This is a genomic window from Pseudomonas sp. AOB-7 (assembly GCF_003696305.1).
Taxonomy (GTDB): domain Bacteria; phylum Pseudomonadota; class Gammaproteobacteria; order Pseudomonadales; family Pseudomonadaceae; genus Aquipseudomonas.
The window spans coordinates 835,806-861,917 of the sequence record NZ_RFFK01000001.1; the positions used below are offsets into that span (position 1 = coordinate 835,806).

The following is a 26,112-nucleotide window of genomic DNA, read 5'->3' on the forward strand; positions in this document are numbered from 1 at the left end:
GCTCGCTAGCATCGGGCTTTCCCTGATGCAGTCCGCCGATGCCCTCACGCTCAAGCGCCAGCCTCCCGCAGCAACAGCCGCCCCTGGACACCCGCTACCAGGTGGAGACGCCGGAGGGCATCGACTTGCAATTGCGCCCCGCCGGCCTGGTGCCGCGCGCCCTGGCGTTCGCCATCGACCTGGCGATCCGCGGGCTGATCCTGGCGGTGATGTTCATCGTCCTCGGCCTGCTCGGTCAGGTCGGCATGGGCCTGGGCACCATCCTGCTGTTTCTCGTCACCTGGTGGTACATGGTGCTGTTCGAGGTGCTCAACCAGGGCCGTTCGCCCGGCAAGCAGCTGCTCGGCCTGCGCGTGGTGCACGACGACGGCACGCCCATCGGCTGGGCCGCCTCGCTGACGCGCAACCTGCTGCGCTTCGTCGACATCCTGCCGTTCGGCTACAGCCTGGGCATTCTCAGCTGCCTCAACCATCCGGCGTTCAAGCGCCTCGGCGATATCGCCGCCGGCACCCTGGTGGTCTACCGCGACGCCGCGCCGGCGCGCCCGCAGCTGCCGGAGGCCGACCCCCTGCCGACGCCCTTCCCGCTCAGCCTGGCCGAGCAACGCGCGCTGCTCGGCTTCGCCGAACGCGGCGCCCAGCTGTCGGCCGCGCGCCGCGCCGAGCTGGCCGCCCTGCTCGCCGAACCGCTGCAGGTGCCGGCGGAGCACGCCGAGGCGCGCCTGAACGGCATCGCCCGCGGCCTGCTGGGGAGCGCGCCATGAAGCAGAGCCTGTTCGAAAGCCGCCACCAGGCCGACTGGGACGCCTTCGCCGCGCAGCTCGACGCCCTCGAGCGAGGCAAGGCCGAGGCGCAGGCCGGCAGCCGCTTCGCCGCCGACTATCGCCGGCTCTGCCAGCACCTGGCCCTGGCCGAGGCGCGCGGCTACAGCAGCCACCTGATCGAGCAGCTGCAGCAGCTGGCGATGCGCGGCCACCAGCAGTTCTACCGCCACCGCAGCCACCTCGGCGCCCAGCTGGTGCGCTTCCTGTTCGGCGGCTTCCCCCGCCTGGTGCGCGCCGAATGGCGCAGCGTGTGCGTCGCCAGCTTGCTGTTCTTCGGCAGCCTGGCGTTGATGGGCGGCCTGACCTACCTCTACCCGGAGCTGATCTACAGCCTGGTCAGCCCCGAGCAGGTCGGCGAGATGGAGAAAATGTACGACCCCGACGCGCGGCGCCTCGGCCGCTTCGGCGAGCGCGACGCCGGCGACGACTGGGTGATGTTCGGCTTCTACATCATGAACAACATCGGCATCGCCTTTCAGACCTTCGCCAGCGGCCTGCTGCTGGGCCTGGGCAGCCTGTTCTTCCTGTTGTTCAACGGTCTGATGATCGGCGCGGTGGCCGGCCACCTGACCCGCATCGGCTACAGCGAGACCTTCTGGTCCTTCGTCGTCGGCCACGGTGCCTTCGAGCTGACCGCCATCGCCCTGGCCGGCGCCGCCGGCTTCAAGCTCGGCTGGGCGCTGCTCGCCCCCGGCCGCCTGCCGCGCGGCGAGGCGCTGCGCCTGGCCGCGGGCACCGCGGTGCAGCTGGTCGCCGGGGTGATCCTGTTCCTCCTGCTGGCGGCCTTTATCGAGGCCTTCTGGTCGTCCACCACCTTCGCCAGCCCGACCATCAAGTACGCGGTCGGCGCCGGGCTGTGGGCGCTGGTGCTGGGCTACCTGCTGCTGGCCGGACGGAGGCAGCATGCGCCTGACTGAAGCCAGCGTCGCCATCCGCCCGCGCACCGCCTGGGAAGCCATCGACCTCGGCGTGCTACTCGCCCGCCGCCACGCCGGCCTGCTGATGGCCAGCTGGGCGCTGCTCACCCTGCCGCTGTTCGCCCTGCTCTGCGCGCTGCTCTGGCAGTACCCGGGCTGGGCGATCTTCCTGTTTTGGTGGCTCAAGCCGGCGTACGAGCGGCTGCCGTTGTACATCCTGTCGCAGGCGCTGTTCGGCAACGTGCCGACGCTGAAGCAGGCCCTGCGCGCCCTGCCGCGGCTGCTCGGGCCGCAGTTGCTAGCCAGCCTGACCTGGCGCCGGCTGAGCCCGACGCGCAGCTTCGACCTGCCGGTGCTGCAGCTCGAAGGTCTGGCCGGCCAGGCGCGCAGCCAGCGCCTGATCGTCCTCGGCCAGCGCGACGGCGCCGCCGCCACCTGGCTGACCCTGGTCGGCATGCACCTGGAAATCGCCCTGTGGATGGGCCTGGCCGCGCTGTTCTACCTGATGCTGCCGCAGCAGATCGAACTGAACTGGAGCTGGGAAACCCTGATCGCCGCCAGCAGCGGCCAGTGGCTGTGGCTGGAGCACCTGTCCAACCTGCTCTACGTGCTGCTGCTGATTGTCTGGGAGCCGGTCTATGTCGCCTGCGGCTTCAGCCTCTACCTCAACCGGCGCACCGCCCTGGAGGCCTGGGACATCGAGCTGAGCTTCCGGCGCCTGCGCCAGCGCCTGACCGGCAGCGCCTACGCCCTGCTGCTCGGCTGCGCCCTGCTGCTGAGCCAGCTGCCCGGCGCCGCCTGGGCCGACTCGGCGCCGACGGCCAGCGCGCCGTTCGACCCGCAGGGCCCGGATGCGCCGCGCCTGCTGCAGCAGCCGCTGACCAGCCAGGCGGCGCGCGCCGGCATCGAGGCGCTGCTCGACGAGCCGCCGTTCGAGCACCGCGAAACCGTCACCCGCTGGCGCTTCGGCGAGGAAAAACCGGCGCAGGAGGCCGATCCCGAGGACCTGGAAGCCCTGCTGGAGATGCTCAAGAACCTGCTCAAGCTCGGCGAATGGTGGAAGAGCCTGGATATAGTCGCGCAGGTCTTCGAGGCGCTGCTGTGGGCCGCCCTGGTCGCCCTGCTGGTATTCGTCCTGTGGCGCTACCGCGAGTGGCTGCAGACCTTCGGCGAGCACCTCGGCCTGCCGAGTCGGCGCCGGCTGCAGCCGCCGGATCAGCTGTTCGGCCTGGAGCTGGCGCCGGAGAGCCTGCCCGAGGACGTCGCCAGCGCGGCCGAACGGCTCTGGGCCGAGCAGCCGCGCGCCGCCCTCGGCCTGCTCTATCGTGCCCTGCTCAGCCGCCTGCTGCACGAACACCGGCTGCCGCTGAAACAGGCGCACACCGAGGGCGAGGTGCTGCAACTGGTCGAGACCCTGCACCAGCAGGAGCTGTCCGCCTACAGCCGCCAGCTCACCGGCCACTGGCAGGCCCTGGCCTACGGTCACCGCCTGCCGCCCGAGGCGCTGCGCCAGGGCCTGTGCCAGGGCTGGCGCGAGCTGTTCGGCCAGGAGCGCCCGGCATGACGCGGCGCGCCGGCTTCATCCTGAGCATGGCCCTGCTGCTGTGTCTGGGCCTGCTCGCCAGCTACCTGCTGGGCAAGCTCGAAGCCTACGAAGACGAAGTCGAGCACGGCCCGGCCCCCGAGGTCGCCAGCAGCCCCTATCTCGCCGCCGAACACTTCCTGCGCCGGCAGGGCATCGCCGCGCGCCGCGCCGACGGCCTGGAAGTGCTCGCCGGCCTGCCCAGCCAGGGCCAGACCCTGATGCTGCTGGCCGATCGCGGCAACATGACCCCGCGCCAAGTCGAGCGCCTGCTGCAGTGGACGGCGGGCGGTGGCCATCTGCTGTTCGTCGCCGAACGCCTGTGGGACGAGGAGGAAGGCAAGAGCGGCGACCTGCTGCTCGACCTGCTCGGCATCCAGCAGTACATGAGCGAGGAGCTGGACGAAGAGGAAGCGGCCGCGGACGACGAGGAGACTGGCGACGGCGAGCCCTATCCGCAGCTGACCAAGCTCTACCTGGAAAACGAGCAGGCGCCGGCCTATATCGCCTTCGACACCGCCTTCCACCTCTATGACGCGCAGAATCGCGCCCACGCCTGGGCCAACAGCGATGCCGCCACCCACCTGCTGCAGCTGTATCACGGCGACGGCCTGATCACCGTGCTCAGCGATCCGTGGATCTGGCAGAACCGCAACATCGACCAGTACGACCACGCCTGGCTGCTCTGGTACCTCGGCCAGGACAGCGCGGTGACCCTGCTCTACCGCGCCGAGCGCGACGACCTGGCCCGCCTACTGCTGCGCCACTTCCCGCTGGCGCTGGTGCTGCTGGCGCTGCTGCTCGGTGCCGCGCTGTGGCACCTCGGCATGCGCCACGGCCCGCTGCTCGCCCCCGCCAGCCGCGCCCGCCGCCAGCTGGAGGAGCACCTGCGCGCCAGCGCCGACTTTCTCCTCCGCCGCAGCGGCCAGCAGGCCCTGCTGCAGGGCCTGCAACAGGACATCAAGCGCCGCGCGCGGCGCCGTCATCCCGGCTTCGACAAACTCGGCGTGGCCGAACAGTGGCAGGTGCTCGGTCGCCTGACCCGTCTGCCGGCCAGGGACATCAGCCAGGCCATGCGCCCGCTGCCGCCGCAACGCCTCTCCGCCAGCGACTTCACCCGCCAGGTCGCCCACCTGCAAAGCCTCAGGAATGCCCTATGACGAGCGAACAGACGCCAGATACCGAAAACCTGTCGGCCAGTGAAGCCCCGGCCGCCGCCTCGAGCAACCCGCAGGCGCAGCAGCGCCAGCGCGCCAGCGCCCTGGCCCAGGCCCTGCGCGCCGAGCTGCGCAAGGCGGTGATCGGCCAGGGCGCGGTGATCGACGACGTGCTCACCGCGCTGATCGCCGGCGGCCACGTGCTGGTCGAAGGCGTCCCCGGCCTCGGCAAGACCCTGCTGGTGCGCGCCCTGGCGCGCTGCTTCGGCGGCGAGTTCGCGCGCATCCAGTTCACCCCCGACCTGATGCCCAGCGACGTCACCGGTCACGCCGTGTACGACCTCGCCAGCGAGCAGTTCAAGCTGCGCAAGGGCCCGGTGTTCACCAACCTGCTGCTGGCCGACGAGATCAACCGCGCCCCGGCCAAGACCCAGGCCGCGCTGCTGGAAGTGATGCAGGAGCGCCAGGTGACCCTGGAAGGCCGCGCGTTGGCCGTGCCGCTGCCCTTTATGGTGCTGGCGACGCAGAACCCCATCGAACAGGAAGGCACCTACCCGCTGCCGGAAGCCGAGCTGGACCGTTTCATGCTCAAGCTGCGCATGGACTACCCGGCGCCGGACGAAGAGCTGAGCATGGTGCGCCAGGTGACCCGCTCGGCCAAGGCCGACATGCTCGAGGTCAGCCCGCTGCGCACCCTGCTGCAGGCCAAGGACGTGCTGGCGCTGCAGAAGATCGCCAGCGACCTGGCGCTGGACGACCAGGTGCTCGACTACGCCGTGCGCCTGGCCCGCGCCACCCGCAGCTGGCCGGGGCTGGCCATGGGCGCCGGGCCGCGCGCCTCGATCGCCCTGGTGCGCGGCGCCCGCGCCCGCGCCCTGCTGCGCGGTGGCGATTTCGTCCTGCCCGACGACATCAAGGGCTGCGCCCTGGCCGTGCTGCGCCACCGCGTGCGCCTGGCACCGGAGCTGGACATCGAGGGCCTGTCGGTGGACCAGGTGCTGCAACAGCTGCTCGACCAGGTGCCGGCGCCGCGCCTATGAAACCCTCGCGCCTGCTCCTCGGGCTGCTCGGCGGCCTGTTCGCCGTCGCCGTACTGCTCGGCACCCTGCCCCTGCTCGGCGTGCGCCTGGCCGCCAGCCTGATGCCGCTGGCCTGGGGCCTGCTGCTGGCCCTGCTGCTGGTCGCCGCGGTCGATGCGCTGTGGCTGCGTCGCCTGCCCTCGCCGCGCCTCGAACGCGCGCTGCCGGGCAACCTGCCGCTGGGGCGCTGGAGCGAGGTGCAACTGACCGCCCACCACGATTACGCCCAGGGCCTGGAGATCGAGGCGTTCGACCATGTGCCGGCGGGCATGGCCTTCGAACACCTACCGCAGCGCATCGCCCTGCGCCCCGGCCAGCAGACGCGTTTCGCCTACCGCCTCAAGCCGCTGGTACGCGGACACTTCCACTTCCGGCACTGCGAGCTGACGCTGCCCAGCCCACTACGCCTGTGGCAGGCCAGGCGCCTGCTGGCGTTGCCCGGCGAGAGCCGCGTCTACCCCGACTTCGCCCGCCTTTACGGCGCTCAGCTGAAGGCGGTGGACGACTGGCTCAGTCAGCTCGGCGTGCGCCAGCGCCCGCGTCGCGGCCTCGGCCTGGAGTTCCACCAGCTGCGCGAATTCCGCGACGGCGACAGCCTGCGCCAGATCGACTGGAAGGCCACCGCGCGCAAGCGCACCCCCATCGCCCGCGAATACCAGGACGAGCGCGACCAGCAGATCGTCTTCCTGCTCGACTGCGGACGGCGCATGCGCAGCCAGGACGACGAGCTGTCACACTTCGACCACGCCCTCAACGCCTGCCTGCTGCTCAGCTACGTGGCGCTGCGCCAGGGCGACGCGGTGGGCCTGGCCACCTTCGCCGGCGACCAGCCGCGCTACCTGGCGCCGGTCAAGGGCCCGGCCCAGCTCAACGTGCTGCTCAATGCCGTCTACGACCTGCACGCCAGCCAGCAGCCGGCCGATTTCGCCGCTGCCGCCGACGCCCTGCTCGCCCGCCAGCGCCGCCGCGCCCTGGTGGTGCTGGTGACCAACCTGCGCGACGAGGACGACCAGGAGTTGCTCGCCGCGGTCAAGCGCCTGTCGCGCCAGCACCGCGTGCTGATCGCCAGCCTGCGCGAGGAAGTGCTCGATCGCCTGCGCCAGGAGCCGGTGCAGCAGTTCGAGCAGGCCCTGGCCTACTGCGGCACCCTGGATTACCTCAACGCCCGCGCCGACCTGCACGAACGCCTGGCCGCCCACGACGTGCCGGTGCTCGACGCCCGCCCCGGCGAGCTGGGCCCCGAGTTGGTCAGCAACTACCTGGCCTGGAAGAAAGCCGGCGCGCTATAGGGGGGCATGGCGAAGCCTTGTCCTCCAGGCGAACCCCGGGTACCACTACGCTCGACCCAGGCCAAGCGCTGGCAGAAGCGCGGCACAGGGCCCTGGCACCGGCTTTTCCACACAGTTGCTGCGTGGTTATGCCCGGGGGGCGGTGCTATGATCCCCGGTCTGCGGCGCAAGGAGTGGAAATTCCCGCCGCTTGCAGGCCACCCGTGCCTGCTGTTCCGGCCGCCCGTGATCGGCCCATGCGCATACCGCACACGACCTGAGTAGGAGATAGACCATGGCTTTCGAATTGCCGCCGCTGCCTTACGAAAAGAACGCCCTCGAGCCGCACATTTCCGCCGAGACCCTGGAATACCACCACGGCAAGCACCACAACACCTACGTGGTGAACCTGAACAACCTGGTGCCGGGCACCGAGTTCGAAGGCAAGACCCTGGAAGAGATCGTCAAGACCTCCTCGGGCGGCATCTTCAATAACGCCGCGCAGATCTGGAACCACACCTTCTACTGGAACTGCCTGTCGCCCAACGGCGGCGGTCAGCCGACCGGCGCCCTGGCCGACGCCATCAACGCCGCCTTCGGTTCCTTCGACAAGTTCAAGGAAGAGTTCAGCAAGGTTTCCATCGGTACCTTCGGTTCCGGCTGGGGCTGGCTGGTGAAGAAGGCCGACGGCTCCCTGGCCCTGGCCAGCACCATCGGCGCCGGCTGCCCGCTGACCAGCGGCGACACCCCGCTGCTGACCTGCGACGTCTGGGAACACGCCTACTACATCGACTACCGCAACCTGCGTCCGAAGTACGTCGAGGCGTTCTGGAACCTGGTCAACTGGGACTTCGTCGCCCAGAACTACGCGGCCTGAGTTCAAGCCCCGTAACGAAAAACCCGGCCTCGGCCGGGTTTTTCGTTTTCGCCGCGGCGAACGGCGCTCAAGTCCGCAGCCGGCGCACCGACACAGTGCTAGACGCCTGCTGCACCGGCAGGCTGCGCGCCGTCGAGAAAAAACTGCTGGCCCGCATGATGGCCCTTTGACGGCCAGGGCGAGATTGCCAATACTCTGATCCGACTGACGCTGGGCGCACAGAACAAGGAATCGCCTTTGAAGCTGGAACTGAAGAACAGCCTGTCACTCAAGTTGCTCCGCGTGGTGCTGCTCTCGGCGCTGGCAGTCGGGGTGGTTTTAAGCTGCGCGCAGATCGTCTTCGACGCTTACAAGACCCGCCAGGCAGTGGCCAACGACGCCCAGCGCATCCTCGGCATGTTCCGCGACCCCTCGACCCAGGCGGTGTACAGCCTGGATCGCGAGATGGGCATGCAGGTCATCGAGGGTCTGTTCCAGCACGAATCGGTGCGCTACGCCAGCATCGGCCACCCCAACGAACCCATGCTGGCGGAGAAATCCCGCGAGCTGACCCAGCTGCCGACGCGCTGGATGACCGACCCGATCCTCGGCCAGGAGCAGCACTTCTCCACCAAGCTGGTCGGTCGCGGGCCCTACAGCGAATACTACGGCGACCTCAACATCACCCTGGATACCGCGCCCTACGGCCAGAGCTTCGTCACCAACTCGGTGATCATCTTCATCTCCGGCGTGCTGCGCGCCCTGGCCATGGGCCTGGTGCTGTACCTGGTCTACCACTGGCTGCTGACCAAGCCACTGTCGAAGATCATCGAGCACCTGACCCACATCAACCCCGACCGCCCCAGCGAACACAAGCTGCCCATGCTCAGGGGCAACGAGAAGAACGAGCTGGGCCTGTGGATCAACACCGCCAACCAGCTGCTGGCCTCCATCGAGCGCAACACCCACCTGCGCCGCGAGGCGGAGAACAGCCTGCTGCGCATGGCCCAGTACGACTTCCTCACCGGTCTGCCCAATCGCCAGCAGCTGCAGCAGCAGCTCGACCAGATCCTCGAGGACGCCGGCCGTCTGCAACGCCGCGTCGCCGTGCTGTGCGTCGGCCTGGACGACTTCAAGGGCATCAACGAGCAGTTCAGCTACCAGAGCGGCGACCAGCTGCTGCTGGCGCTGTCCGATCGCCTGCGCAGCCACAGCGGCCGCCTCGGCGCGCTGGCCCGCCTCGGCGGCGACCAGTTCGCCCTGGTCCAGGCCGATATCGAACAACCCTACGAGGCCGCCGAGCTGGCGCAGAGCGTGCTCGACGACCTGGAGCAGCCGTTCCTCCTCGACCAGCAGGAAGTGCAGCTGCGCGCCACCATCGGCATCACCCTGTTCCCCGAGGACGGCGACAGCACCGAGAAGCTGCTGCAGAAGGCCGAACAGACCATGACCCTGGCCAAGAGCCGCTCGCGCAACCGCTACCAGTTCTATATCGCCAGCGTCGACAGCGAGATGCGCCGCCGCCGCGAACTGGAAAAGGACCTGCGCGAGGCGCTGGCGCAGAACCAGCTGCACCTGGTCTACCAGCCGCAGGTGGACTACCGCGACCACCGCGTGGTCGGCGTCGAGGCGCTGCTGCGCTGGCAGCACCCGCAACACGGCTTCGTCGCGCCGGACCTGTTCATCCCGCTGGCCGAACAGAACGGCACCATCATCCCCATCGGCGAATGGGTGCTCGACCAGACCTGTCGCCAGCTGCGCGAGTGGCACGACCAGGGTTTCAGCGACCTGCGCATGGCCATCAACCTGTCCACCGTGCAACTGCACCACGCCGAGCTGCCGCGAGTGGTCAACAACCTGATGCAGGTCTACCGCCTGCCGGCCAAGAGCCTGGAGTTGGAAGTCACCGAGACCGGCCTGATGGAAGACATCAGCACCGCCGCCCAGCACCTGCTCAGCCTGCGCCGCTCCGGCGCCTTGATCGCCATTGACGACTTCGGTACCGGCTACTCCTCGCTGAGCTACCTCAAGAGCCTGCCGCTGGACAAGATCAAGATCGACAAGAGCTTCGTCCAGGACCTGCTGGAAGACGAGGACGACGCCACCATCGTTCGCGCCATCATCCAGCTCGGCAAGAGCCTGGGCATGCAGGTGATCGCCGAGGGCGTGGAGACCGCTGAGCAGGAGGCCTACATCATCGCCCAGGGCTGCCACGAGGGTCAGGGCTACCTGTACAGCAAGCCGCTGCCAGCGCGCGAACTGACCCTGTTCCTCAAGCAGGCCCGCCGCCTCAGCGCCGCCGCCGGTAACCCCGCCACGCTTTAAAGGGGCAAGCCCACCTCGATGGCGGGCTCGCCGCCCTAGGCCTCAGAAATGCCGCACGCCCAGCAGCCAGGCAGTGGCTAAAGCGCCGACCAGACACAGCGCCGCGCCGGCCGCGGCCTGCCAGTAGAAGCCGCGGGCCAACTCGTCTTCGCCGGCATTGGCAAGAATGAAGGGACGCGCCTCGCCCGGCTTGGCCATCTTGTGCCGCGCCGGCTCGGCGCTGCTGCGCCGGTGCCTGTGCTCCGCCTCCAGCTGCGCGGCCAAGCGCACGCGGCCCCACTCGCGCTCGTCCAGCTCGCCGTTGCCGTCGCTGTCGAAACGCTGCAGCAGCCCGGCATAGTCGCCCTTCCACTCGCGGATCACCTGGCCCTGCGCGCCGTGCAGGTCGAGGCCCTGCTGGCCGCCGCCGGTGGTGCGGAAATCGCCGATGGCATAGAGCGGCTGGCCGACGTGAAAACGCTCCTCGCAGTAGCGGTAACGCTTGCCGCTGCTGAGAAAGCCCAGCAGCCCGGTCTTGGCCGGCCCCAGCGGGTGACGCAGGTTGCCCTGCCAGACCTCGCGCACCAGCGGGCGCACCTCGGCGCCGCGCGGGTCGATCAGGCATTCGCCGGTACCGTCGACCAGGCGCAGCCAGGCATCGCTGCTGCCACTCTCGATCACCCGCCAGCTGCGCTTCTTGCCGCTGGATTTGTACTCCTCGATGCGAAAGCGCCACCACAGGCAGGGTTTACCGGTCAGCGGGCCGCGCACCGCCGCCTCGGGCAGCTCCTCCAGCACGCCGTAGAGTTCGACATAGCCCTGCGCCGCCGAGCGGATCTTCGAGGTCGGCGTGTCCAACAGATGGCGCGCCTGCGACCAGCGTCGCAGACACCACCAGCCACCGCCCAGACAAGCGCCCAGGCTGAATCCCAGGGCGACCAGCAGGCCGCCGATGTCGCCTTCCATCGCCTCAGCTGAACAGCGATTTGAGGTCGACGTCGGCCTTCTCGGCGTCGCTGAACACCAGCAGCTCGGCGGCCTGGAAGGCGAACAGGCGGGCCAGGATCACGTCGGGGAACTGCTCGATGCGCACGTTGTTGAGGTTGACCGCCTCGTTGTACAGCTCGCGGCGGTCGGCGATGCCGTTCTCCAGGCCGCTGATGCGCTGCTGCAGGTGCTGGAAGCTGTCGTTGGCCTTGAGCTCCGGGTAGTTCTCGGCCAGCGCGAAGAGCTGGCCGAGGCCGGCGCGCAGGCCGCTTTCCGCCTTGCCCAGGGCGCCGACGTCGTGCTGCTCGCGGGCGCTGGCCACGGCGCTGCGCGCGGCGATCACCCGCTCCAGGGTGGCGCCCTCGTACTGCATGTACTGCTTGCAGGTCTCCACCAGCTTGGGCAGCTCGTCGTGGCGCTGCTTGAGCAGCACGTCGATATTCGACCAGGCCTTGCTCACCCCATGCTTGAGGCGCACCAGGCCGTTGTACAGCGACACCGCGTAGGCGCCGAGCAGGACGAGGACGACGATCAGGATCACGGCGGTCAGGCTCATGCAGTTTTCTCCATGCAGAACTGCGAATCGGTGCCGGCATTCTAGCGGCAGCGGCGCCCGGCGGCAGCGATATCCCGCACAGCGACGCATAATGGCCTTTACACATAATGCGAAACATTTGCATTATGTTGCAGTTTTACAGGTACCCCTGCGTAACATCCACATTCCGCACATGCAAAGGACCCCGTCATGATTCGTATGCCCCTGGCCTCCGCCAGCCTGCTGGCCATCGCCATTTCCCTCGCCGGTTGCGGCGAAGACCAAGCGCCAGCCAGCCAAGCGGCGGCCCCGGCTGCCAGCAGCGAGAGCGCCGCTCCGGTCGCCGCAGCCAAGGTCGACGAGGCGGCAGCCAAGGCCGTGGTCAAGCACTACGCGGATCTGGCCCTGGCCGTGTTCAGCGACGCCGCCAGCACCGGCAAGGCCCTGCAGAGCGCCATCGACGCCCTGCTGGCCAACCCCAGCGAAGCCACGCTGAACGCCGCCAGGCAGGCCTGGCTGGCCGCGCGCGTACCCTACATGCAGACCGAAGTGTTCCGCTTCGGCAACGCCGTGGTCGACGACTGGGAAGGTCAGCTCAATGCCTGGCCGCTGGACGAAGGCCTGATCGACTACGTCGCCGCCGACTACCAGCACGCCCTGGGCAACCCCGGCGCGCAGGCCAATATCGTCGCCAACAGCGAGCTCCAGATCGGCGAAGACAAGATCGACGTGAGCGAGATCAACGCCGAGCTGCTGGCCAGCCTGAACGAGCTGGGCGGCTCCGAGGCCAACGTCGCCACCGGCTACCACGCCATCGAGTTCCTGCTCTGGGGCCAGGACCTCAACGGCACCAACCCCGGCGCCGGCGAGCGCCCCTACACCGACTACCTGGTCGGCGAAGGCGCCACCGGCGGCAACGGCGAGCGCCGTCGCGCCTACCTGAAGGCTGCCACCGAGCTGCTGGTCAGCGACCTGGACAGCATGGTCGAGCAGTGGAAAGACGGCGTCGAAGGCAACTACCGCAGCGAGCTGCTGGCCGACTCGGCCGAGAACGGCCTGCGCAAGATGCTGTTCGGCATGGGCAGCCTGTCCCTCGGCGAGCTGGCCGGCGAGCGCATGAAGGTCGCCCTGGAAGCGGGTTCCACCGAAGACGAACACGACTGCTTCAGCGACAACACCCACAACTCGCACTTCTACAACGGCAAGGGCATCCGCAACGTCTACCTCGGCGAGTACAAGAAGGTCGACGGCAGCACCCTGAGCGGCCCGAGCCTGGCCGAGCTGGTGGCCAAGGTGGACGCCCAGGCCGACGCCACCCTCAAGGCCGACCTGGAGGCCAGCGAGGCCAAGCTGCAGGCCCTGGTCGACAGCGCCGAGAAGAACAACCAGCACTTCGACCAGCTTATCGCCGAAGGCAACACCGAAGGCCAGCAACTGGTGCGCGACGCCATCGCCGCCCTGGTCAAGCAGACCGGCGCCATCGAACAGGCCGCGGCCAAGCTGGGCATCGGCGACCTCAACCCGGATACCGCCGATCACCAGTTCTGATCGAACCGGTAACCGCACGGACCGGCGCTTTCGCAAGGGAGCGCCGGTTTTTTATGGGCGATTACACGCCCTGTAGGAGCAGTCTGGCACCCGATTCCCGGATTGCATCCAGGCTACAAGACAGCTTTGCGCGACCTTTTGCCCCGCCAATGAAACGCTAATCCATCTTATTTAAGCTCCGTTAGCCTGCTAAGCTTAGCCCCCTCCTGTTTCACGCTCCGGACTCTTCGATGCTGTCGTTCCCGCGCCGTTTGCTGCCCCTGCTGGCTCTCGCCCTGGCCGCCTGCGATCAGCAACCGCGCTTTACCGCCGCCGAACCCAGCGAAGCGCTCTCGGCCGGCGCCGCCAGCGTGCGCCAGTACGATCACAACGCCTTCTCCATGCCCGCGGCCAACCTGGCACCGAGCCGGCGTCTGGACTTCGCCGTGGGCAACAGCTTCTTCCGCAATCCCTGGGTCGTCGCCCCGGCCACCACCACCGCACGCGACGGCCTCGGCCCGCTGTTCAACACCAACGCCTGCCAGAACTGCCATATCAAGGACGGCCGCGGCCACCCGCCGGCGCCCGATGCGACCAGCGCCGCCTCGCTGCTGGTGCGTCTGTCGCTGCCCCACGATGCGGCCCAGGCCGCGCTGATCGAACGCCTGGGGGTGATTCCCGAGCCGACCTATGGCAGCCAGCTGCAGGACATGGCCAACCCCGGCGTGGCGGCGGAAGGCAAGGTGCGCCTGAGCTACCGCAGCGTGCCGGTGCGCTTCGCCGACGGCACGCTGGTGGAGCTGCGCCAGCCCGAGCTGCAGATCAGCCAGCTCGGCTACGGCGACATGCACCCGGACACCCGTTTCTCGGTGCGCGTGGCGCCGCCGATGATCGGCCTGGGCCTGCTCGAGGCCATTGCCGAGGCGGATATCCTGGCCAACGCCGACCCGGGCGACGCCAACGGCGACGGCATCTCCGGGCGCCCCAACCGGGTCTGGGATCGCGTCCAGCAACGCAGCGTGCTCGGCCGCTTCGGCTGGAAGGCCGGCCAACCGAACCTCAATCAGCAGAACGCCGAGGCCTTCGCCAATGACATGGGCCTGACCAGCTCGCTGATCCCCCACGACAACTGCAGTCCAGCGCAAACCGATTGCCTGGCCGCGCCCCATGGCGGCGAACCGGAGGTCAGCGACAATATTCTCGCCAGCGTGCTGTTCTACAGCCGCAACCTCGGCGTGCCGGCGCGTCGTGACGTCGACTCGCCCGAAGTACTCAAGGGCAAGAATCTGTTCCACCAGGCCGGCTGCCAGAAGTGCCACACCCCCAGCTTCACCACTGCGCCTGATGCCGCCGAGCCGGAACTGGCAGGCCAGTCGATCCGTCCCTATAGCGACCTGCTGCTGCACGACATGGGCGAGGGCCTGGCCGACGGCCGCGAGGAGTTTCTCGCCACTGGCCGCGAGTGGCGCACCGCGCCGCTGTGGGGCATCGGCCTGACGCAGACGGTCAATGGTCACAGCCAGTTCCTCCACGACGGCCGCGCGCGCAACCTGCTGGAAGCCATCCTCTGGCACGGCGGCGAGGCCGAGGCGGCCAAGCAGCAGGTCCTCACCTTCGACGCCGAGCAGCGCGCCGCGCTGCTGGCCTTTCTCAATTCCCTATAAGGAGCCCGACATGCTGCACAAGAGCCTGATCGCCTCTCTGCTCGGCCTGGCCCTGGTCGGCTGCGGCCAGCAGGAGCCCAATGCCAAGGTCAGCGCGGCGCTGGCCGACGGCGTGCTGCTGCCGGCCTACAGCAGCTGGCAGGAAGCCGACCGCCAACTCGCCGCCAGCGCCGCCGCCTTCTGCGCCGGCGACGCCGACCTGCCGGCCGCGCGCCAGGCCTTCCTCGGCGCGCAGAGCGCCTGGGCCGGGCTGCAGCCGCTGCTGCTCGGGCCGCTGGCCGAAGGCAATCGCGCCTGGCAGATCCAGTTCTGGCCGGACAAGAAGAACCTGGTGCAGCGCCAGGTCGAAGCCCTGGTCAAGAACAAGCCGCAGCTGAGCCAGGCCGACGTGGAAAGCGCCAGCGTGGTGGTGCAGGGCCTGAGCGCCTACGAGTACCTGCTGTTCGACCCCAGCCTGGATCTGGCCCAGGCCGAGCAGAAGGCGCGCTACTGCCCGCTGCTGACGGCCATCGGCGAGCATCAGCAGGCGCTGGCCGGCGAGATTCTCGGCGAGTGGCAGGGCGAACAGGGCATGGCCGCGCAGTTGAAGCGCTTTCCCAACGAGCGCTACGCCGACGCCGACGAGGCCATCGCCGAACTGCTGCGCGTGCAGGTCGGCGCCCTCGACGGCCTGAAGAAGAAGCTCGGCGCGCCCATGGGCCGGCAGAGCAAGGGCATCCCCCAGCCCTACCAGGCCGAAGCCTGGCGCAGCGCCGCCAGCCTGGCCAACCTCGGTGCCGCCCTGGCCAGCGCCGAACAGCTGTGGCACGGCAGCAACAAGGACGGTATTCAGGCCCTGCTGGGCAAGGATCAGGCCGAGCTGGTCGGGCGTATCGACGCCGCCTACCAGGACACCCGCCAGCGCCTGGCCGCGCTGGAGCGGCCGCTGGGCGAACTGCTCGGCGAAGACGCCGGGCGCGCCAACCTCGACGAGTTGTACGACAGCCTCAATCGCCTGCACCGCCTGCAGGAAGGCGAGCTGGCCAAGGCCCTCGGCGTGCAGATCGGCTTCAACGCCCACGACGGGGACTGACGATGCAGCGCAGAACCTTGCTCGGCCTGGGCGCGCTGCTCGGCGTCGGCGCCGCGACCGGCGCCTTTGCCGGCTGGACCCTGCTCGGCCCAAAGGGCCAGCCGCTGCTGCTGTCCGCCCGCGACGACGGCGACGGCCGCCACTACGCCGTGGGTTTCCGACTGGACGGCTCGCGCGCCTTCGCCACGCAGGTAGCCGAGCGCTGCCACGACGTGGTGCCGCACCCCAGCCTGCCGCTGGCGCTGTTCGTCGGCCGCCGGCCGAGCACCGAGAGCTACCTGATCGACACCCGCGACGGCCGCCTGCTGCAGCGCCTGGTCACGCCGGCCGGCCGCCACTTCAACGGCCACGCGGTGTTCCACAAGGGCGGCGACTGGCTGTACACCACCGAGAACGACACCAACGAGCCCGGTCGCGGCGTGCTCGGCGTCTACCGCCTGCAGGGCGAGCGCCTGGTGCGCGCCGGCGAGCATGCCAGCCACGGCGTCGGCCCGCACCAGCTGCTGTGGATGCCCGACGGCGAAACCCTGGTGGTGGCCAATGGCGGCATCCGCACCGAAGCCGAGAGCCGGGTGGAGATGAACCTCGACGCCATGGACGCCAGCCTGGTGCTGATGCGCCGCGACGGCAGCCTGGTCAGCCGCGAACGCCTGGCCGAGCAGCAGAACAGCGTGCGCCACCTGGCCGTGGCCAGCGACGGCACGGTGGTCAGCGGCCAGCAATATATGGGCGACATCCAGGATGCGGCCCCGCTGCTGGCGATCAAGCGTCCCGGCCAGGCCTTCCAGCCCTTCCCCCTGGGCGAGGCGCAGCGCCTGGCGATGAACCAGTACACCGCCAGCGTGGCGATCCACAGCGAGCTGCGCCTGCTGGCGCTGACCGCCCCGCGCGGCAACCGCTTCTTCATCTGGGACCTGGACAGCGCCGCGGTGCGCCTGGACGTGCCGCTGGCCGACTGCGCCGGGGTCGGCGCGCTGGCCGAGGGCTTCGTGGTCAGCTCCGGCCAGGGCCGCTGCCGCCTGTACGACTGCCGCGGCGAGCGCATAGTCGCCAAGGCGCTGGAGTTGCCGGCCGGGCTGTGGGACAACCACCTGCGCCTGGCCTGACGCTCTGGGGGCGACCCGGGACGCGAGCCTGCCGCGTCCCGGATTGCATCCGGGCCATCCGCGCCAGCGGTTGGGGGCGCCGCGAGCCTCGCAAGGCGAAACGCCTCCCCCGCCTCCGCGAGAGCAACGGCAAACAGACGCGCAACTGTCATCCAAACGTCATCAACTGGTCATAACCTGCAAAAGCCCGCCGCGGCGTGGCCAACCTATACTTCAGCACCTGCTCCCGGCGACGGAGCGGCTGAGCGATAGGGAAATCGACACCACCGCCACGCGCTGCTTACCGGCTGGCTTCCCAACGTTCGACCTCCGAGGCATGACTCCCATGCTGCAAAAATCCCTGCGTGCGCAGATTCTCGCTCTGCTCGGCGGCAGCCTGGCGCTGATCCTGGTCACCGCGCTGGCCTGCTTCAGTTTCCTCTCCGGCGGCATCCAGTCCTACCGCGGCCTGCTCGACGGCCCGCTGGAGGCCTCGCGGCTGATCGACGCGGCCAACGTCGAGTTCAAGACCCAGGTGCAGGAATGGAAGAACGTGCTGCTGCGCGGCCAGGACAGCGCCAACCTCGAGCGCTACTGGAGCCAGTTCGAGGCGCAGGAGCGCAAGGTGCAGGAGCGCCTCGGCCAGCTGATCCGGGTCGCCGCCGCCGATCCGGCGCTGAAGGCCCAGGTCGAACGCCTGCGCAGCGAACACCAGAGCCTCGGCGCCAACTACCGCAAGGGCCGCGACGCCTTCGTCGCCGCCGGCGCCGACGCCCAGGCCGGCGATGCCGCGGTCAAGGGTATCGACCGCGCCGCCAGCGAGCAGATGAGCGCGCTGGTCGACCAGCTGCGCCAGCACAGCCTGAGCCAGGCCGAGCAGATCAACGCCAGCGCCGAGCGCACCATCCTCAGCGGTACCCTGCTGATGCTGGCCGCCGCCCTGGTGATCGGGGTGTTCAGCCTGTGGCTGGTCAATCGCCACCTGATCATCCCCATCCGCCACCTGATCACCCACGTCGATCAGCTCAGCCACGGCCAGTTCGGCCAGCGCGTGGAGACCTCGCGCGCCGATGAACTGGGCATGCTGGCGATAGCCGCCAACACCCTGCGCGACTTTCTCGCCAGCACCACCGAGAGCCTGCACCAGAGCAGTGGCAACCTCGACAACGCCAGCGGCGAGCTGAACGCCATCGCCTCGCGCATGACCGAGGGGGTCAACGAGCAGTTCCAGCGCACCGACCAGGTCGCCACCGCCATGCACCAGATGTCCGCCACCGCCCAGGAGGTGGCGCGGCATGCCGCCGAGGCGGCGCACGCGGCGGACGATGCCGACGACTCGGCGCGCCAGGGTGGCAAGGTCATGCAGTCGACCATCGCCACCATCACCGACATGCGCGGCGAGATCGCCAACACCGCCGAGGTGATCCGCCGCCTGGAGGCCGACAGCGGGCGCATCGGCAAGGTGCTGGAGGTGATCCGCGGCATCGCCGAGCAGACCAACCTGCTGGCGCGCAACGCCGCCATCGAAGCGGCGCGCGCCGGCGAACAGGGCCGCGGCTTCGCCGTGGTCGCCGACGAGGTGCGCACCCTGGCCCAGCGCACCGCCGAATCCACCGCCGAGATCAACCAGATCATCGATACCGTGCAGACCGGCGCGCTGAATGCCGTGCGCGCCATCGAGAGCGGCCAGCAGCGCAGCGAGCAGGGGGTGACCCAGGTCACCGAGGCCGGCGCCATGCTGCAGCGCATCACCGGCGCGGTGGAGGCGATCCGCGACATGAACCGGCAGATCGCCACCGCCGCCGAGGAGCAGACCTCGGTGGCCGAGGACATCTCGCGCAACCTCACCGAGCTGACCGCCATCGCCAGCGCCAACCAGGAGAACGTCGAGCGCACCCAGGCCGCCAGCCACAACCTGCGCAACCTGTCCGGGCAGCTGGGCGAGGTGACCCGCCGCCTCGGTTCATAGATCACTCAGCAGCTGGCACAGGGAAGTGCCAGCACCCTGCAATCACCCGCCCCACGGGGTTTTGACAGAGCCCGGCTCTGGCACTAAGGTGCCTCTCTTGCCTATTCCCAGGCCCTACCCTGCTCGCCAAGGAAACGGAATATGTTGCTCCGCCGCATGCTCATCATGCTCGGCGTGGTACTCGTCGTGGTACTCGCCTTCGCCGCCTACAAAGGCCTCTCCATCTACCAGCAGATCCAGATGTTCTCGGCGCCGCAGCCGGCCATCAGCGTCTCCGCCGCACAGGCCGAGCAGCAGCCCTGGCAGGGTCGCCTGCCGGCCATCGGCACGCTCAAGGCGTTCCAGGGCGTCGACCTGTCCGCCGAGGTGGAAGGCATCGTCAGCGCAGTGCTGTTCGAGTCCGGGCAGAAGGTCACGCTCGGCCAGCCGCTGATCCAGCTCGACAGCGAGGTGGAACGCGCCAACCTGGCCACCGCCGAGGCGGTGCGCAGCCTGGCGCGGGTCGAATTCGAGCGCGGCCGCAGCCTGGTGAACCGGCAGAGCATCTCCAAGAGCGAGTTCGACCGCCTCAACGCCGAGCTGCTCAAGGCCGAGGCGACGGTCGCCCAACTCAAGGCGCAACTGGACAAGAAGCGCGTGCTCGCCCCCTTCGCCGGCACCATCGGCATCCGCCAGGTGGACACCGGCGACTACCTCTCGCCCGGCGCCGCCATCGCCACCCTGCAGGATCTGTCGCGCCTGCACGTCGACTTCTTCCTGCCCGAACAGCGCGCGCCGCTGCTGCAGGTCGGCCAGCGCGTGCTGGTCGGCGTGGCCGCCTACCCGGGCGAGACCTTCGAGGGCCGGATCGCCGCGCTCAACCCCAAGGTGGAGAACGAAACCCGCAACCTGCAGGTGCGCGCCACCCTGAGCAACCCGGACGAGAAGCTGCTGCCGGGCATGTTCGCCAACCTCGAGGTGCTGCTGGCGGGCGACGAGGCGAAGATCGTGGTGCCGGAAACCGCCATCACCTACACCCTCTATGGCAACTCGGTGTACGTGGTGCAGGAAAAGCAGGACGAGGACGGCCAGCCGGTCAAGGATGCCGAGGGCAAGACGCAGCTGACGGTCGAGCGGCGCTTCGTCGAGACCGGCGAGCGCCGTGCCGGCCGCGTGGTAATAGTCAAGGGGCTGCAAGCCGGCGAACAGGTGGTCACCTCCGGCCAGCTCAAGCTGGACAACGGCGCCCATGTCGAGCTGGTCGAAGATCCGGCACTGCAACTAGACGCGAACTGACCCGTCAACGCGCGTAGGAGCCAGCCCGCTGGTGATCTGCCCCAAGCCAGATCTCGTCGGCATGCCGGCTCCTACGGATGACAACAGCCAAGGAAATCCTTATGGCTTTTACCGATCCTTTTATCCGCCGTCCGGTGCTGGCCACAGTGGTCAGCCTGCTGATCGTCCTGCTCGGCTTCCAGGCCTTCGGCAAGCTGAGCATCCGTCAGTACCCGCAGATGGAGAACGCCCTGATCACGGTGACCACCGCCTACCCCGGGGCCAACGCCGAGACCATCCAGGGCTATATCACCCAGCCGCTGCAGCAGAGCCTGGCCAGCGCCGAAGGCATCGACTACATGACCTCGTCGAGCCAGCAGAACCTGTCGACCATCTCCATCTACGCGCGCATCGGCGCCGACACCGACCGCCTGTTCACCGAGCTGCTGGCCAAGGCCAACGAGGTGAAGAACCAGCTGCCGCAGGACGCCGAGGACCCGGTGCTGTCCAAGGAGGCGGCCGACGCCTCGGCGCTGATGTACGTCAGCTTCTACAGCGACGAGCTGTCCAACCCGCAGATCACCGACTACCTCTCCAGGGTGATCCAGCCCAAGCTGGCCACCCTGCCCGGCATGGCCGAGGCGCAGATCCTCGGCAACCAGGTGTTCGCCATGCGCCTGTGGCTGGACCCGGTGAAGATGGCCGCCTACGGCGTCACCGCCGGCGACCTCAACGAGGCGGTGCGCAAGTACAACTTCCTCTCCGCCGCCGGCGAGGTGAAGGGCCAGTACGTGGTCACCAGCATCAATGCCAGCACCGACCTGAAGTCGGCCGAGGCCTTCGGCGCCATTCCGGTGAAGACCCTCGGCGATACCCGCGTGCTGGTGCGCGATATCGCCCGGGTGGAAATGGGCGCGGAAAACTACGACTCGATCAGCTCCTTCGACGGCATCCCCTCGGTGTACATCGCCATCAAGGGCACGCCGAGCGCCAACCCGCTGGAAGTGATCAAGGAGGTGCGCGGCATCCTCCCCGAACTGGAGGCGCAGTTGCCGCCGAACCTCAAGGTGGCCATCGCCTACGACGCCACCCTGTTTATCCAGGCGTCCATCGACGAGGTGGTCAAGACCCTGATCGAGGCGGTGCTGATCGTCATAGTCGTGGTGTTCCTGTTCCTCGGCGCGCTGCGCTCGGTGCTGATCCCGGTGATCACCATCCCGCTGTCGATGATCGGCGTGCTGTTCTTCATGCAGCTGATGGGCTACTCGATCAACCTGCTGACCCTCCTGGCCATGGTGCTGGCCATCGGCCTGGTGGTGGACGACGCCATAGTCGTGGTGGAGAACATCCACCGCCATATCGAGGAGGGCAAGACACCGTTCGACGCCGCCATCGAGGGCGCGCGCGAGATCGCCGTGCCCGTGGTGTCGATGACCATCACCCTGGCCGCGGTGTACGCCCCCATCGGCTTCCTCGAAGGCCTGACCGGCGCGCTGTTCAAGGAGTTCGCCCTGACCCTGGCCGGCGCGGTGATCATCTCCGGCATAGTCGCCCTGACTCTGTCGCCGATGATGTGCGCCAAGCTGCTGCGTCACGACGAGAACCCCTCGGGGCTGGCCCATCGCCTGGACCTGATCTTCGACCGGCTCAAGCAGCGTTACCAGAAAATGCTGCACGGCACCCTCAACACCCGCCCGGTGGTGGTGGTGTTCGCCCTGATCGTCATGGCGCTGATCCCGGTGCTGCTCAGCTTCACCCAAAGCGAACTGGCGCCCGAGGAAGACCAGGGCATCGTGTTCCTCTTCGCCAACGCACCGCAGCCGACCAACCTCGACTACGTCAACGCCTACACCGACCAGTTCGTGGAGATCTTCAAGACCTTCCCCGAGTACTACTCCTCGTTCCAGATCAACGGCTTCGACGGCGTGCAGTCGGGCATCGGCGGCTTTCTGCTGACGCCGTGGAACGAGCGCGAGCGCACCCAGATGGAGATCCTTCCGGAGGTGCAGGCGCGGCTCAACCACATCCCCGGCCTGCAGATCTTCGGCTTCAACCTGCCGTCGCTGCCGGGCACCGGCGAGGGCCTGCCGTTCCAGTTCGTGATCAACACGCCGAACGACTACGAGTCGCTGCTGCAGGTGACCGAGCGCATCAAGGCGCGCGCGCTGGAGTCGGGCAAGTTCGCCTTCCTCAATATCGACCTGGCCTTCGACAAGCCGGAAATCGTGGTCGACATCGACCGCGCCAAGGCCGCGCAGATGGGCGTGTCCATGGAGGACCTGGGCGTCACCCTGGCCAGCCTGCTCGGCGAGGGCGAGATCAACCGCTTCACCATCGACGGGCGCAGCTACAAGGTGATCGCCCAGGTCGAGCGCGCCTATCGCGACAATCCGGGCTGGCTGGACAGCTACCACGTGCGCAGCGAAAGCGGCGTCATGGTGCCGCTGGGCACCCTGATCAGCCTCAGCGACCGCGCCCGGCCGACCAAGCTCAAGCAGTTCCAGCAGCTCAACTCGGCGATCATCGAGGGCGTGCCGATCGTCAGCCAGGGCGAGGCGATCGACACCATCACCGCCATCGCCCGCGAGGAAGCGCCGCGCGGCTACAGCTTCGACCATGCCGGCGCCTCGCGGCAGTACATCCAGGAAGGCAGCGCGCTGTTCGTCACCTTCGCCCTGGCCCTGGCGATCATCTTCCTGGTGCTGGCCGCGCAGTTCGAGAGCTTCCGCGACCCGCTGGTGATCCTGGTCACCGTGCCGCTGTCGATCTGCGGCGCGCTGGTGCCGATCTTCCTCGGTTTTTCCACCATGAACATCTACACCCAGGTCGGCCTGGTGACGCTGATCGGCCTGATCAGCAAGCACGGTATCCTCATCGTCGAATTCGCCAACCAGCTGCGCCACGAAAAGGGCCTGCCGCTGCGCGAGGCCATCGAGGAAGCGGCGGCGATTCGCCTGCGCCCGGTGCTGATGACCACCGCGGCGATGGTGTTCGGCATGGTGCCGCTGATCCTCGCCAGCGGCGCCGGCGCGGTGAGCCGCTTCGACATCGGCCTGGTGATCGCCACCGGCATGAGCGTCGGCACGCTGTTCACCCTGTTCGTCCTGCCCTGCGTCTACAGCCTGCTGGCCAAGCCGGATGCCGAGCGGCAGGAACAGGCACAGGCTTCGCCCGCCCATTGAGCAGTGCCTGCCCGTAGGGTGTCGCGGGACCGCGACACCCTACAGCCGGCGTACGACAGAAAGGCGTAATAAGTCCTTGCTATTTATGTAATAGTAATTATTCTCATTTACGTAAAGACGGCCAAGGAGACCTGCCATGACCTACCTGATCGATGCCTGGCTGGACCGCCCGCATCCCTACCTGCGCATCCTCAACCGCGAAACCGGCGAGGTCTGCGCCATGCTCGAAGAAGAAGCCCTGGACGAATTGCGTGACCAGGGCGATCTGGACCTGCACGAACTCAACTCCAGCGAACCCATAGTGCTCAAGGAGCTGGTGCGCAGCTTGTTCCTGTTCTGCTACGCGCGGGCCTTGCGGCCCTGAAATGCAAACGGGGCGCCCTGTTTCCAGGGCGCCCCGTTTCGTTGGACTTTCTCGCTGTCAGGTAGGGTGCGCCATGCGCCCCGCAGCGACAGCCTGTGTCCAAGGCTTACAGGATATCGAGCAGCTCGACATCGAACACCAGCACGCTGTGCGGCGGGATGCTGCCGACGCCCTGGGCGCCATAGGCCAGCTCGCTCGGCACGTGCAGGCGCCACTTGCTGCCGGTGCCCATCAGTTGCAGCGCCTCGACCCAACCCGGGATCACCCCGCCGACCGGGAATTCCGCCGGCTGGCCGCGCTCGTAGGAGCTGTCGAACACGGTGCCGTCGATCAGGGTGCCGTGGTAATGGGTACGGACCTGGTCGTCGGCCGACGGCTTGGCGCCCTCGCCCGCCACCAGCACTTCGTACTGCAGGCCCGACGGCAACACGGTCACGCCTTCGCGCTTGGCATTCTCGGCCAGGTAGGCGCGGCCTTCGCCGGCAGCGGCTTCGGCCTTGGCGGCGGCTTCGGCCTGCATGATTTCGCGGATGACCTTGAAGCTGGCACCCAGCTCGGCCTCGGAGACGCGGCTGGCCTGGCCGCCGAACGCGTCGGTCAGGCCGGCGAGGATGGCCGTCAGGTCGACGCCGGGCGGCGGGTTGTCGCGCAGTTGACCGCCGAGTTGACGGCCGATGCCGTAGCTGACGCGGCCCTCGTCGGAGGACAGATCGGGGCTGAAGGTGAATTCGGACATGAAAGGCTCCGCTTGGGGCTGCAAAAAGGCCGGCCAGACTAGCACAGAAGCGCGGCCCGTCGTCACGCGCCCATGCTGGCGGAACGGCGGCGTCGGCAGCGCTCGGAGCAGTAACGCACTTCGTCCCAACAGCGCGCCCATTTCTTGCGCCAGGTGAACGGCAGGCCGCAGACCGCGCAGCTTTTCACCGGCAACTGGCGCTTGTTCACAGCATCTCCCCGGCATCCAGGCGGGCCAGCAGGCGTTCGCCCCAGTCCCACAGCGCCTGCTGCCTGGCCTCGTCCATGCGCGCCAGGTTGCGATAGACCATGCCCAGGCGCGGGTTGTGCTCGAGCCGCTCGCGGTGGCGCATAAGGAAGTGCCAGTACAGCGCGTTGAACGGACAGGCCGACTCGCCGCTGCTCTCGCTCACCTTGTAGGCGCAACCGCTGCAGTAGTCGGACATGCGCTTGATGTACTGGCCGCTGGCGCAGTAGGGCTTGGAACCCAGGTAGCCGCCGTCGGCGTGCATCACCATGCCCAGGGTGTTGGGCAGCTCGACCCAGTCGAAGGCATCCATGTACACCGCCAGGTACCAATCGCAGATCTGCTTGGGCGCGATGCCGGCGAGCAGGGCGAAGTTGCCGGTGACCATCAGCCGCTGGATATGATGGGCGTAGGCGTGCTCCAGGGTCTGGCCGATGGCCTGGTGCAGGCAGTTCATGCGAGTGTTGCCGGTCCAGTAGAACGCAGGCAGCGCGCGCGTGTTGCCGAAGGCGTTGCCCTCGGCGTACTCGGGCATCTGCAGCCAATAGATGCCGCGCACGTACTCGCGCCAGCCGATCAGTTGGCGGATAAAGCCCTCCGCCGCATTCAGCGGCACGCGCCCGGCCCAATAGGCGGCCTCGACGTCGGCGCACAGGCGGCGCAGGTCGAGCAGGCCGATGTTCAGCGCGGCGCTGATGCGCGCGTGAAACAGGTAGGGCTCGCCGCTGGCCATGGCGTCCTGGTAGTCGCCGAAATCCGCCAGGCCGTGGGCGAGGAAATGCGCCCAGAGCCGCTCGGCCTCGGCGTGGGTCACCGGGTAGTCGAAGGCCGCCAGGCTGCCGTAATGGTGGGAAAAGCGCGCGGCCACCAGCGCCAGCACCTCGCCGGTGATCGCGTCGGGCGCGCTGCGCAGCGGCTGCGGCGGGCGCACGCCGCGCGGCAGGGCCTTGCGGTTGTCGGCGTCGAAGTTCCAGGCGCCGCCCACCGGCGTGCCGTCGCCGTTCATCAGCAGGCCGCTGCGGCGGCGCATCTCGCGGTAGAAGTACTCCATGCGCAGCTGCTTGCGCCCGCCGGCCCAGGCGGCGAACGCCTCGCGGCTGCAGAGAAAACGCTGGTCGACATGCCAGTGAATCGGCAGGCCGCAGTGGCGCAGGGCCTGCTCCAGGCGCCAGTCGCCGCATTCGGTAAGGTGGATTTCCTGGGCGCCGAAATGATCGGCCCAGCGCAGCAGTTCGCCGGGCAGCGAGCCGCTGTTGTCGGCATCGTCCAGGCGCACGTACTGCACGCGCAGGCCGCGCTCACGCAGCGCCGCGGCGAAGTGGCGCATGGCGCTGAAGATCAGGGCGATCTTCTGCGGATGGTGCGGTACATGGCCGGCCTCCTCCGCCACCTCGGCGAGCAGCACGACATCCTGCGTCGGGTCGAGCCCCTGCAGGCTGGCCAGATCGAAACTGAGCTGGTCGCCGAGCACCAGGGCCAGACGGCGCGCGCTCCGCCTCACCCG

Annotated in this window: 21 protein-coding genes; 16 read left to right on the top strand and 5 right to left on the bottom strand. The window is 68.4% G+C overall.

What is annotated here, in order from left to right; all coding sequences use genetic code 11:
* Positions 1 to 38: 38 nt before the first annotated feature.
* From EA796_RS04060 to EA796_RS04095, 8 genes are all read left to right on the top strand, one after another.
* A complete protein-coding gene (locus EA796_RS04060) occupies positions 39 to 764 on the top strand; it encodes an RDD family protein (RefSeq protein ID WP_122107609.1) in 726 nt (241 codons plus the stop codon).
* Positions 761 to 1,741: a stage II sporulation protein M gene (locus EA796_RS04065; protein ID WP_122107682.1), complete on the top strand. Its 981-nt coding sequence runs from the start codon at positions 761 to 763 to the stop codon at positions 1,739 to 1,741. The genes EA796_RS04060 and EA796_RS04065 overlap by 4 nt, the downstream gene beginning before the upstream one ends.
* A complete protein-coding gene (locus tag EA796_RS04070; RefSeq protein WP_122107610.1) occupies positions 1,728 to 3,305 on the top strand; it encodes a DUF4129 domain-containing protein in 1,578 nt (525 codons plus the stop codon). The genes EA796_RS04065 and EA796_RS04070 overlap by 14 nt, the downstream gene beginning before the upstream one ends.
* The gene (locus EA796_RS04075; protein WP_122107611.1) at positions 3,302 to 4,483 is read left to right on the top strand and encodes a DUF4350 domain-containing protein; all 1,182 of its coding nucleotides are present in this window, start codon (positions 3,302 to 3,304) and stop codon (positions 4,481 to 4,483) included. Before EA796_RS04070 ends, EA796_RS04075 begins: the two co-directional genes overlap by 4 nt.
* Entirely contained in the window at positions 4,480 to 5,520 is a 1,041-nt protein-coding gene (locus EA796_RS04080; RefSeq protein ID WP_122107612.1) for a MoxR family ATPase, read from the top strand. Before EA796_RS04075 ends, EA796_RS04080 begins: the two co-directional genes overlap by 4 nt.
* Positions 5,517 to 6,848: a DUF58 domain-containing protein gene (locus tag EA796_RS04085; RefSeq protein ID WP_122107613.1), complete on the top strand. Its 1,332-nt coding sequence runs from the start codon at positions 5,517 to 5,519 to the stop codon at positions 6,846 to 6,848. Before EA796_RS04080 ends, EA796_RS04085 begins: the two co-directional genes overlap by 4 nt.
* A gap of 274 nt (positions 6,849 to 7,122) precedes the next feature.
* Positions 7,123 to 7,704, top strand: a complete 582-nt coding sequence (gene sodB, locus EA796_RS04090) for a superoxide dismutase [Fe] (RefSeq protein ID WP_021443757.1) — start codon at positions 7,123 to 7,125, stop codon at positions 7,702 to 7,704.
* 237 nt (positions 7,705 to 7,941) lie between these two features.
* Positions 7,942 to 10,008: a bifunctional diguanylate cyclase/phosphodiesterase gene (locus EA796_RS04095; protein ID WP_122107614.1), complete on the top strand. Its 2,067-nt coding sequence runs from the start codon at positions 7,942 to 7,944 to the stop codon at positions 10,006 to 10,008.
* 42 nt (positions 10,009 to 10,050) lie between these two features.
* Here the strand turns inward: EA796_RS04095 and EA796_RS04100 are convergent, their stop codons facing one another.
* Complete coding sequence (locus EA796_RS04100) at positions 10,051 to 10,953, bottom strand: GIDE domain-containing protein (RefSeq protein WP_021443759.1); 903 nt, start codon at positions 10,951 to 10,953, stop codon at positions 10,051 to 10,053.
* A 4-nt stretch (positions 10,954 to 10,957) separates the two neighbouring features.
* Positions 10,958 to 11,530 (bottom strand): LemA family protein, encoded by a 573-nt coding sequence (locus EA796_RS04105; protein WP_122107615.1) that lies wholly within the window; start codon positions 11,528 to 11,530, stop codon positions 10,958 to 10,960.
* A 189-nt stretch (positions 11,531 to 11,719) separates the two neighbouring features.
* Here EA796_RS04105 and EA796_RS04110 point away from each other — a divergent pair, with 189 nt between their 5' ends.
* The 8 genes from EA796_RS04110 to EA796_RS04145 all read left to right on the top strand — a co-directional run bounded on the left by EA796_RS04110 (position 11,720) and on the right by EA796_RS04145 (position 23,626).
* Complete coding sequence (locus EA796_RS04110) at positions 11,720 to 13,057, top strand: imelysin family protein (protein ID WP_122107616.1); 1,338 nt, start codon at positions 11,720 to 11,722, stop codon at positions 13,055 to 13,057.
* A 230-nt stretch (positions 13,058 to 13,287) separates the two neighbouring features.
* The gene (locus tag EA796_RS04115) at positions 13,288 to 14,700 is read left to right on the top strand and encodes a di-heme oxidoredictase family protein (protein ID WP_122107617.1); all 1,413 of its coding nucleotides are present in this window, start codon (positions 13,288 to 13,290) and stop codon (positions 14,698 to 14,700) included.
* A gap of 10 nt (positions 14,701 to 14,710) precedes the next feature.
* Positions 14,711 to 15,772: an imelysin family protein gene (locus tag EA796_RS04120; protein ID WP_122107618.1), complete on the top strand. Its 1,062-nt coding sequence runs from the start codon at positions 14,711 to 14,713 to the stop codon at positions 15,770 to 15,772.
* A 2-nt stretch (positions 15,773 to 15,774) separates the two neighbouring features.
* Positions 15,775 to 16,878: a DUF1513 domain-containing protein gene (locus EA796_RS04125; protein ID WP_122107619.1), complete on the top strand. Its 1,104-nt coding sequence runs from the start codon at positions 15,775 to 15,777 to the stop codon at positions 16,876 to 16,878.
* Between the two features lie 325 nt (positions 16,879 to 17,203).
* Positions 17,204 to 18,826 (top strand): methyl-accepting chemotaxis protein, encoded by a 1,623-nt coding sequence (locus EA796_RS04130; protein ID WP_122107620.1) that lies wholly within the window; start codon positions 17,204 to 17,206, stop codon positions 18,824 to 18,826.
* Positions 18,827 to 18,967: 141 nt separating this feature from the next.
* Positions 18,968 to 20,101, top strand: coding sequence for an efflux RND transporter periplasmic adaptor subunit (locus EA796_RS04135; RefSeq protein WP_021442573.1), 1,134 nt, complete (start codon positions 18,968 to 18,970; stop codon positions 20,099 to 20,101).
* 101 nt (positions 20,102 to 20,202) lie between these two features.
* Positions 20,203 to 23,262 (top strand): multidrug efflux RND transporter permease subunit, encoded by a 3,060-nt coding sequence (locus EA796_RS04140; RefSeq protein ID WP_122107621.1) that lies wholly within the window; start codon positions 20,203 to 20,205, stop codon positions 23,260 to 23,262.
* A gap of 136 nt (positions 23,263 to 23,398) precedes the next feature.
* The gene (locus tag EA796_RS04145) at positions 23,399 to 23,626 is read left to right on the top strand and encodes a hypothetical protein (RefSeq protein ID WP_122107622.1); all 228 of its coding nucleotides are present in this window, start codon (positions 23,399 to 23,401) and stop codon (positions 23,624 to 23,626) included.
* A 106-nt stretch (positions 23,627 to 23,732) separates the two neighbouring features.
* Here EA796_RS04145 and EA796_RS04150 read toward each other — a convergent pair whose 3' ends face one another.
* The 3 genes from EA796_RS04150 to EA796_RS04160 all read right to left on the bottom strand — a co-directional run bounded on the left by EA796_RS04150 (position 23,733) and on the right by EA796_RS04160 (position 26,109).
* Positions 23,733 to 24,362 carry an FKBP-type peptidyl-prolyl cis-trans isomerase gene (locus EA796_RS04150; protein WP_021442570.1) on the bottom strand — a complete coding sequence of 210 codons (630 nt, stop codon included), beginning with the start codon at positions 24,360 to 24,362 and terminating at the stop codon, positions 23,733 to 23,735.
* 62 nt (positions 24,363 to 24,424) lie between these two features.
* The gene (locus tag EA796_RS04155; RefSeq protein ID WP_021442569.1) at positions 24,425 to 24,571 is read right to left on the bottom strand and encodes a DUF2256 domain-containing protein; all 147 of its coding nucleotides are present in this window, start codon (positions 24,569 to 24,571) and stop codon (positions 24,425 to 24,427) included.
* A complete protein-coding gene (locus EA796_RS04160) occupies positions 24,568 to 26,109 on the bottom strand; it encodes a cryptochrome/photolyase family protein (RefSeq protein ID WP_122107623.1) in 1,542 nt (513 codons plus the stop codon). Before EA796_RS04160 ends, EA796_RS04155 begins: the two co-directional genes overlap by 4 nt.
* Positions 26,110 to 26,112 lie beyond the last annotated feature (3 nt).

What these genes read in the sequence shown, in the direction of transcription:
- EA796_RS04060 (WP_122107609.1), top strand. Translation starts at nt 39, where the DNA reads ATGCCCTCACGCTCAAGCGCCAGCCTCCCGCAGCAACAGCCGCCCCTG.
- EA796_RS04065 (WP_122107682.1), top strand. Translation starts at nt 761, where the DNA reads ATGAAGCAGAGCCTGTTCGAAAGCCGCCACCAGGCCGACTGGGACGCC.
- EA796_RS04070 (WP_122107610.1), top strand. Translation starts at nt 1,728, where the DNA reads ATGCGCCTGACTGAAGCCAGCGTCGCCATCCGCCCGCGCACCGCCTGG.
- EA796_RS04075 (WP_122107611.1), top strand. Translation starts at nt 3,302, where the DNA reads ATGACGCGGCGCGCCGGCTTCATCCTGAGCATGGCCCTGCTGCTGTGT.
- EA796_RS04080 (WP_122107612.1), top strand. Translation starts at nt 4,480, where the DNA reads ATGACGAGCGAACAGACGCCAGATACCGAAAACCTGTCGGCCAGTGAA.
- EA796_RS04085 (WP_122107613.1), top strand. Translation starts at nt 5,517, where the DNA reads ATGAAACCCTCGCGCCTGCTCCTCGGGCTGCTCGGCGGCCTGTTCGCC.
- sodB (WP_021443757.1), top strand. Translation starts at nt 7,123, where the DNA reads ATGGCTTTCGAATTGCCGCCGCTGCCTTACGAAAAGAACGCCCTCGAG.
- EA796_RS04100 (WP_021443759.1), bottom strand. Translation starts at nt 10,953, where the DNA reads ATGGAAGGCGACATCGGCGGCCTGCTGGTCGCCCTGGGATTCAGCCTG.
- EA796_RS04105 (WP_122107615.1), bottom strand. Translation starts at nt 11,530, where the DNA reads ATGAGCCTGACCGCCGTGATCCTGATCGTCGTCCTCGTCCTGCTCGGC.
- EA796_RS04110 (WP_122107616.1), top strand. Translation starts at nt 11,720, where the DNA reads ATGATTCGTATGCCCCTGGCCTCCGCCAGCCTGCTGGCCATCGCCATT.
- EA796_RS04115 (WP_122107617.1), top strand. Translation starts at nt 13,288, where the DNA reads ATGCTGTCGTTCCCGCGCCGTTTGCTGCCCCTGCTGGCTCTCGCCCTG.
- EA796_RS04120 (WP_122107618.1), top strand. Translation starts at nt 14,711, where the DNA reads ATGCTGCACAAGAGCCTGATCGCCTCTCTGCTCGGCCTGGCCCTGGTC.
- EA796_RS04125 (WP_122107619.1), top strand. Translation starts at nt 15,775, where the DNA reads ATGCAGCGCAGAACCTTGCTCGGCCTGGGCGCGCTGCTCGGCGTCGGC.
- EA796_RS04130 (WP_122107620.1), top strand. Translation starts at nt 17,204, where the DNA reads ATGCTGCAAAAATCCCTGCGTGCGCAGATTCTCGCTCTGCTCGGCGGC.
- EA796_RS04135 (WP_021442573.1), top strand. Translation starts at nt 18,968, where the DNA reads ATGTTGCTCCGCCGCATGCTCATCATGCTCGGCGTGGTACTCGTCGTG.
- EA796_RS04140 (WP_122107621.1), top strand. Translation starts at nt 20,203, where the DNA reads ATGGCTTTTACCGATCCTTTTATCCGCCGTCCGGTGCTGGCCACAGTG.
- EA796_RS04145 (WP_122107622.1), top strand. Translation starts at nt 23,399, where the DNA reads ATGACCTACCTGATCGATGCCTGGCTGGACCGCCCGCATCCCTACCTG.
- EA796_RS04150 (WP_021442570.1), bottom strand. Translation starts at nt 24,362, where the DNA reads ATGTCCGAATTCACCTTCAGCCCCGATCTGTCCTCCGACGAGGGCCGC.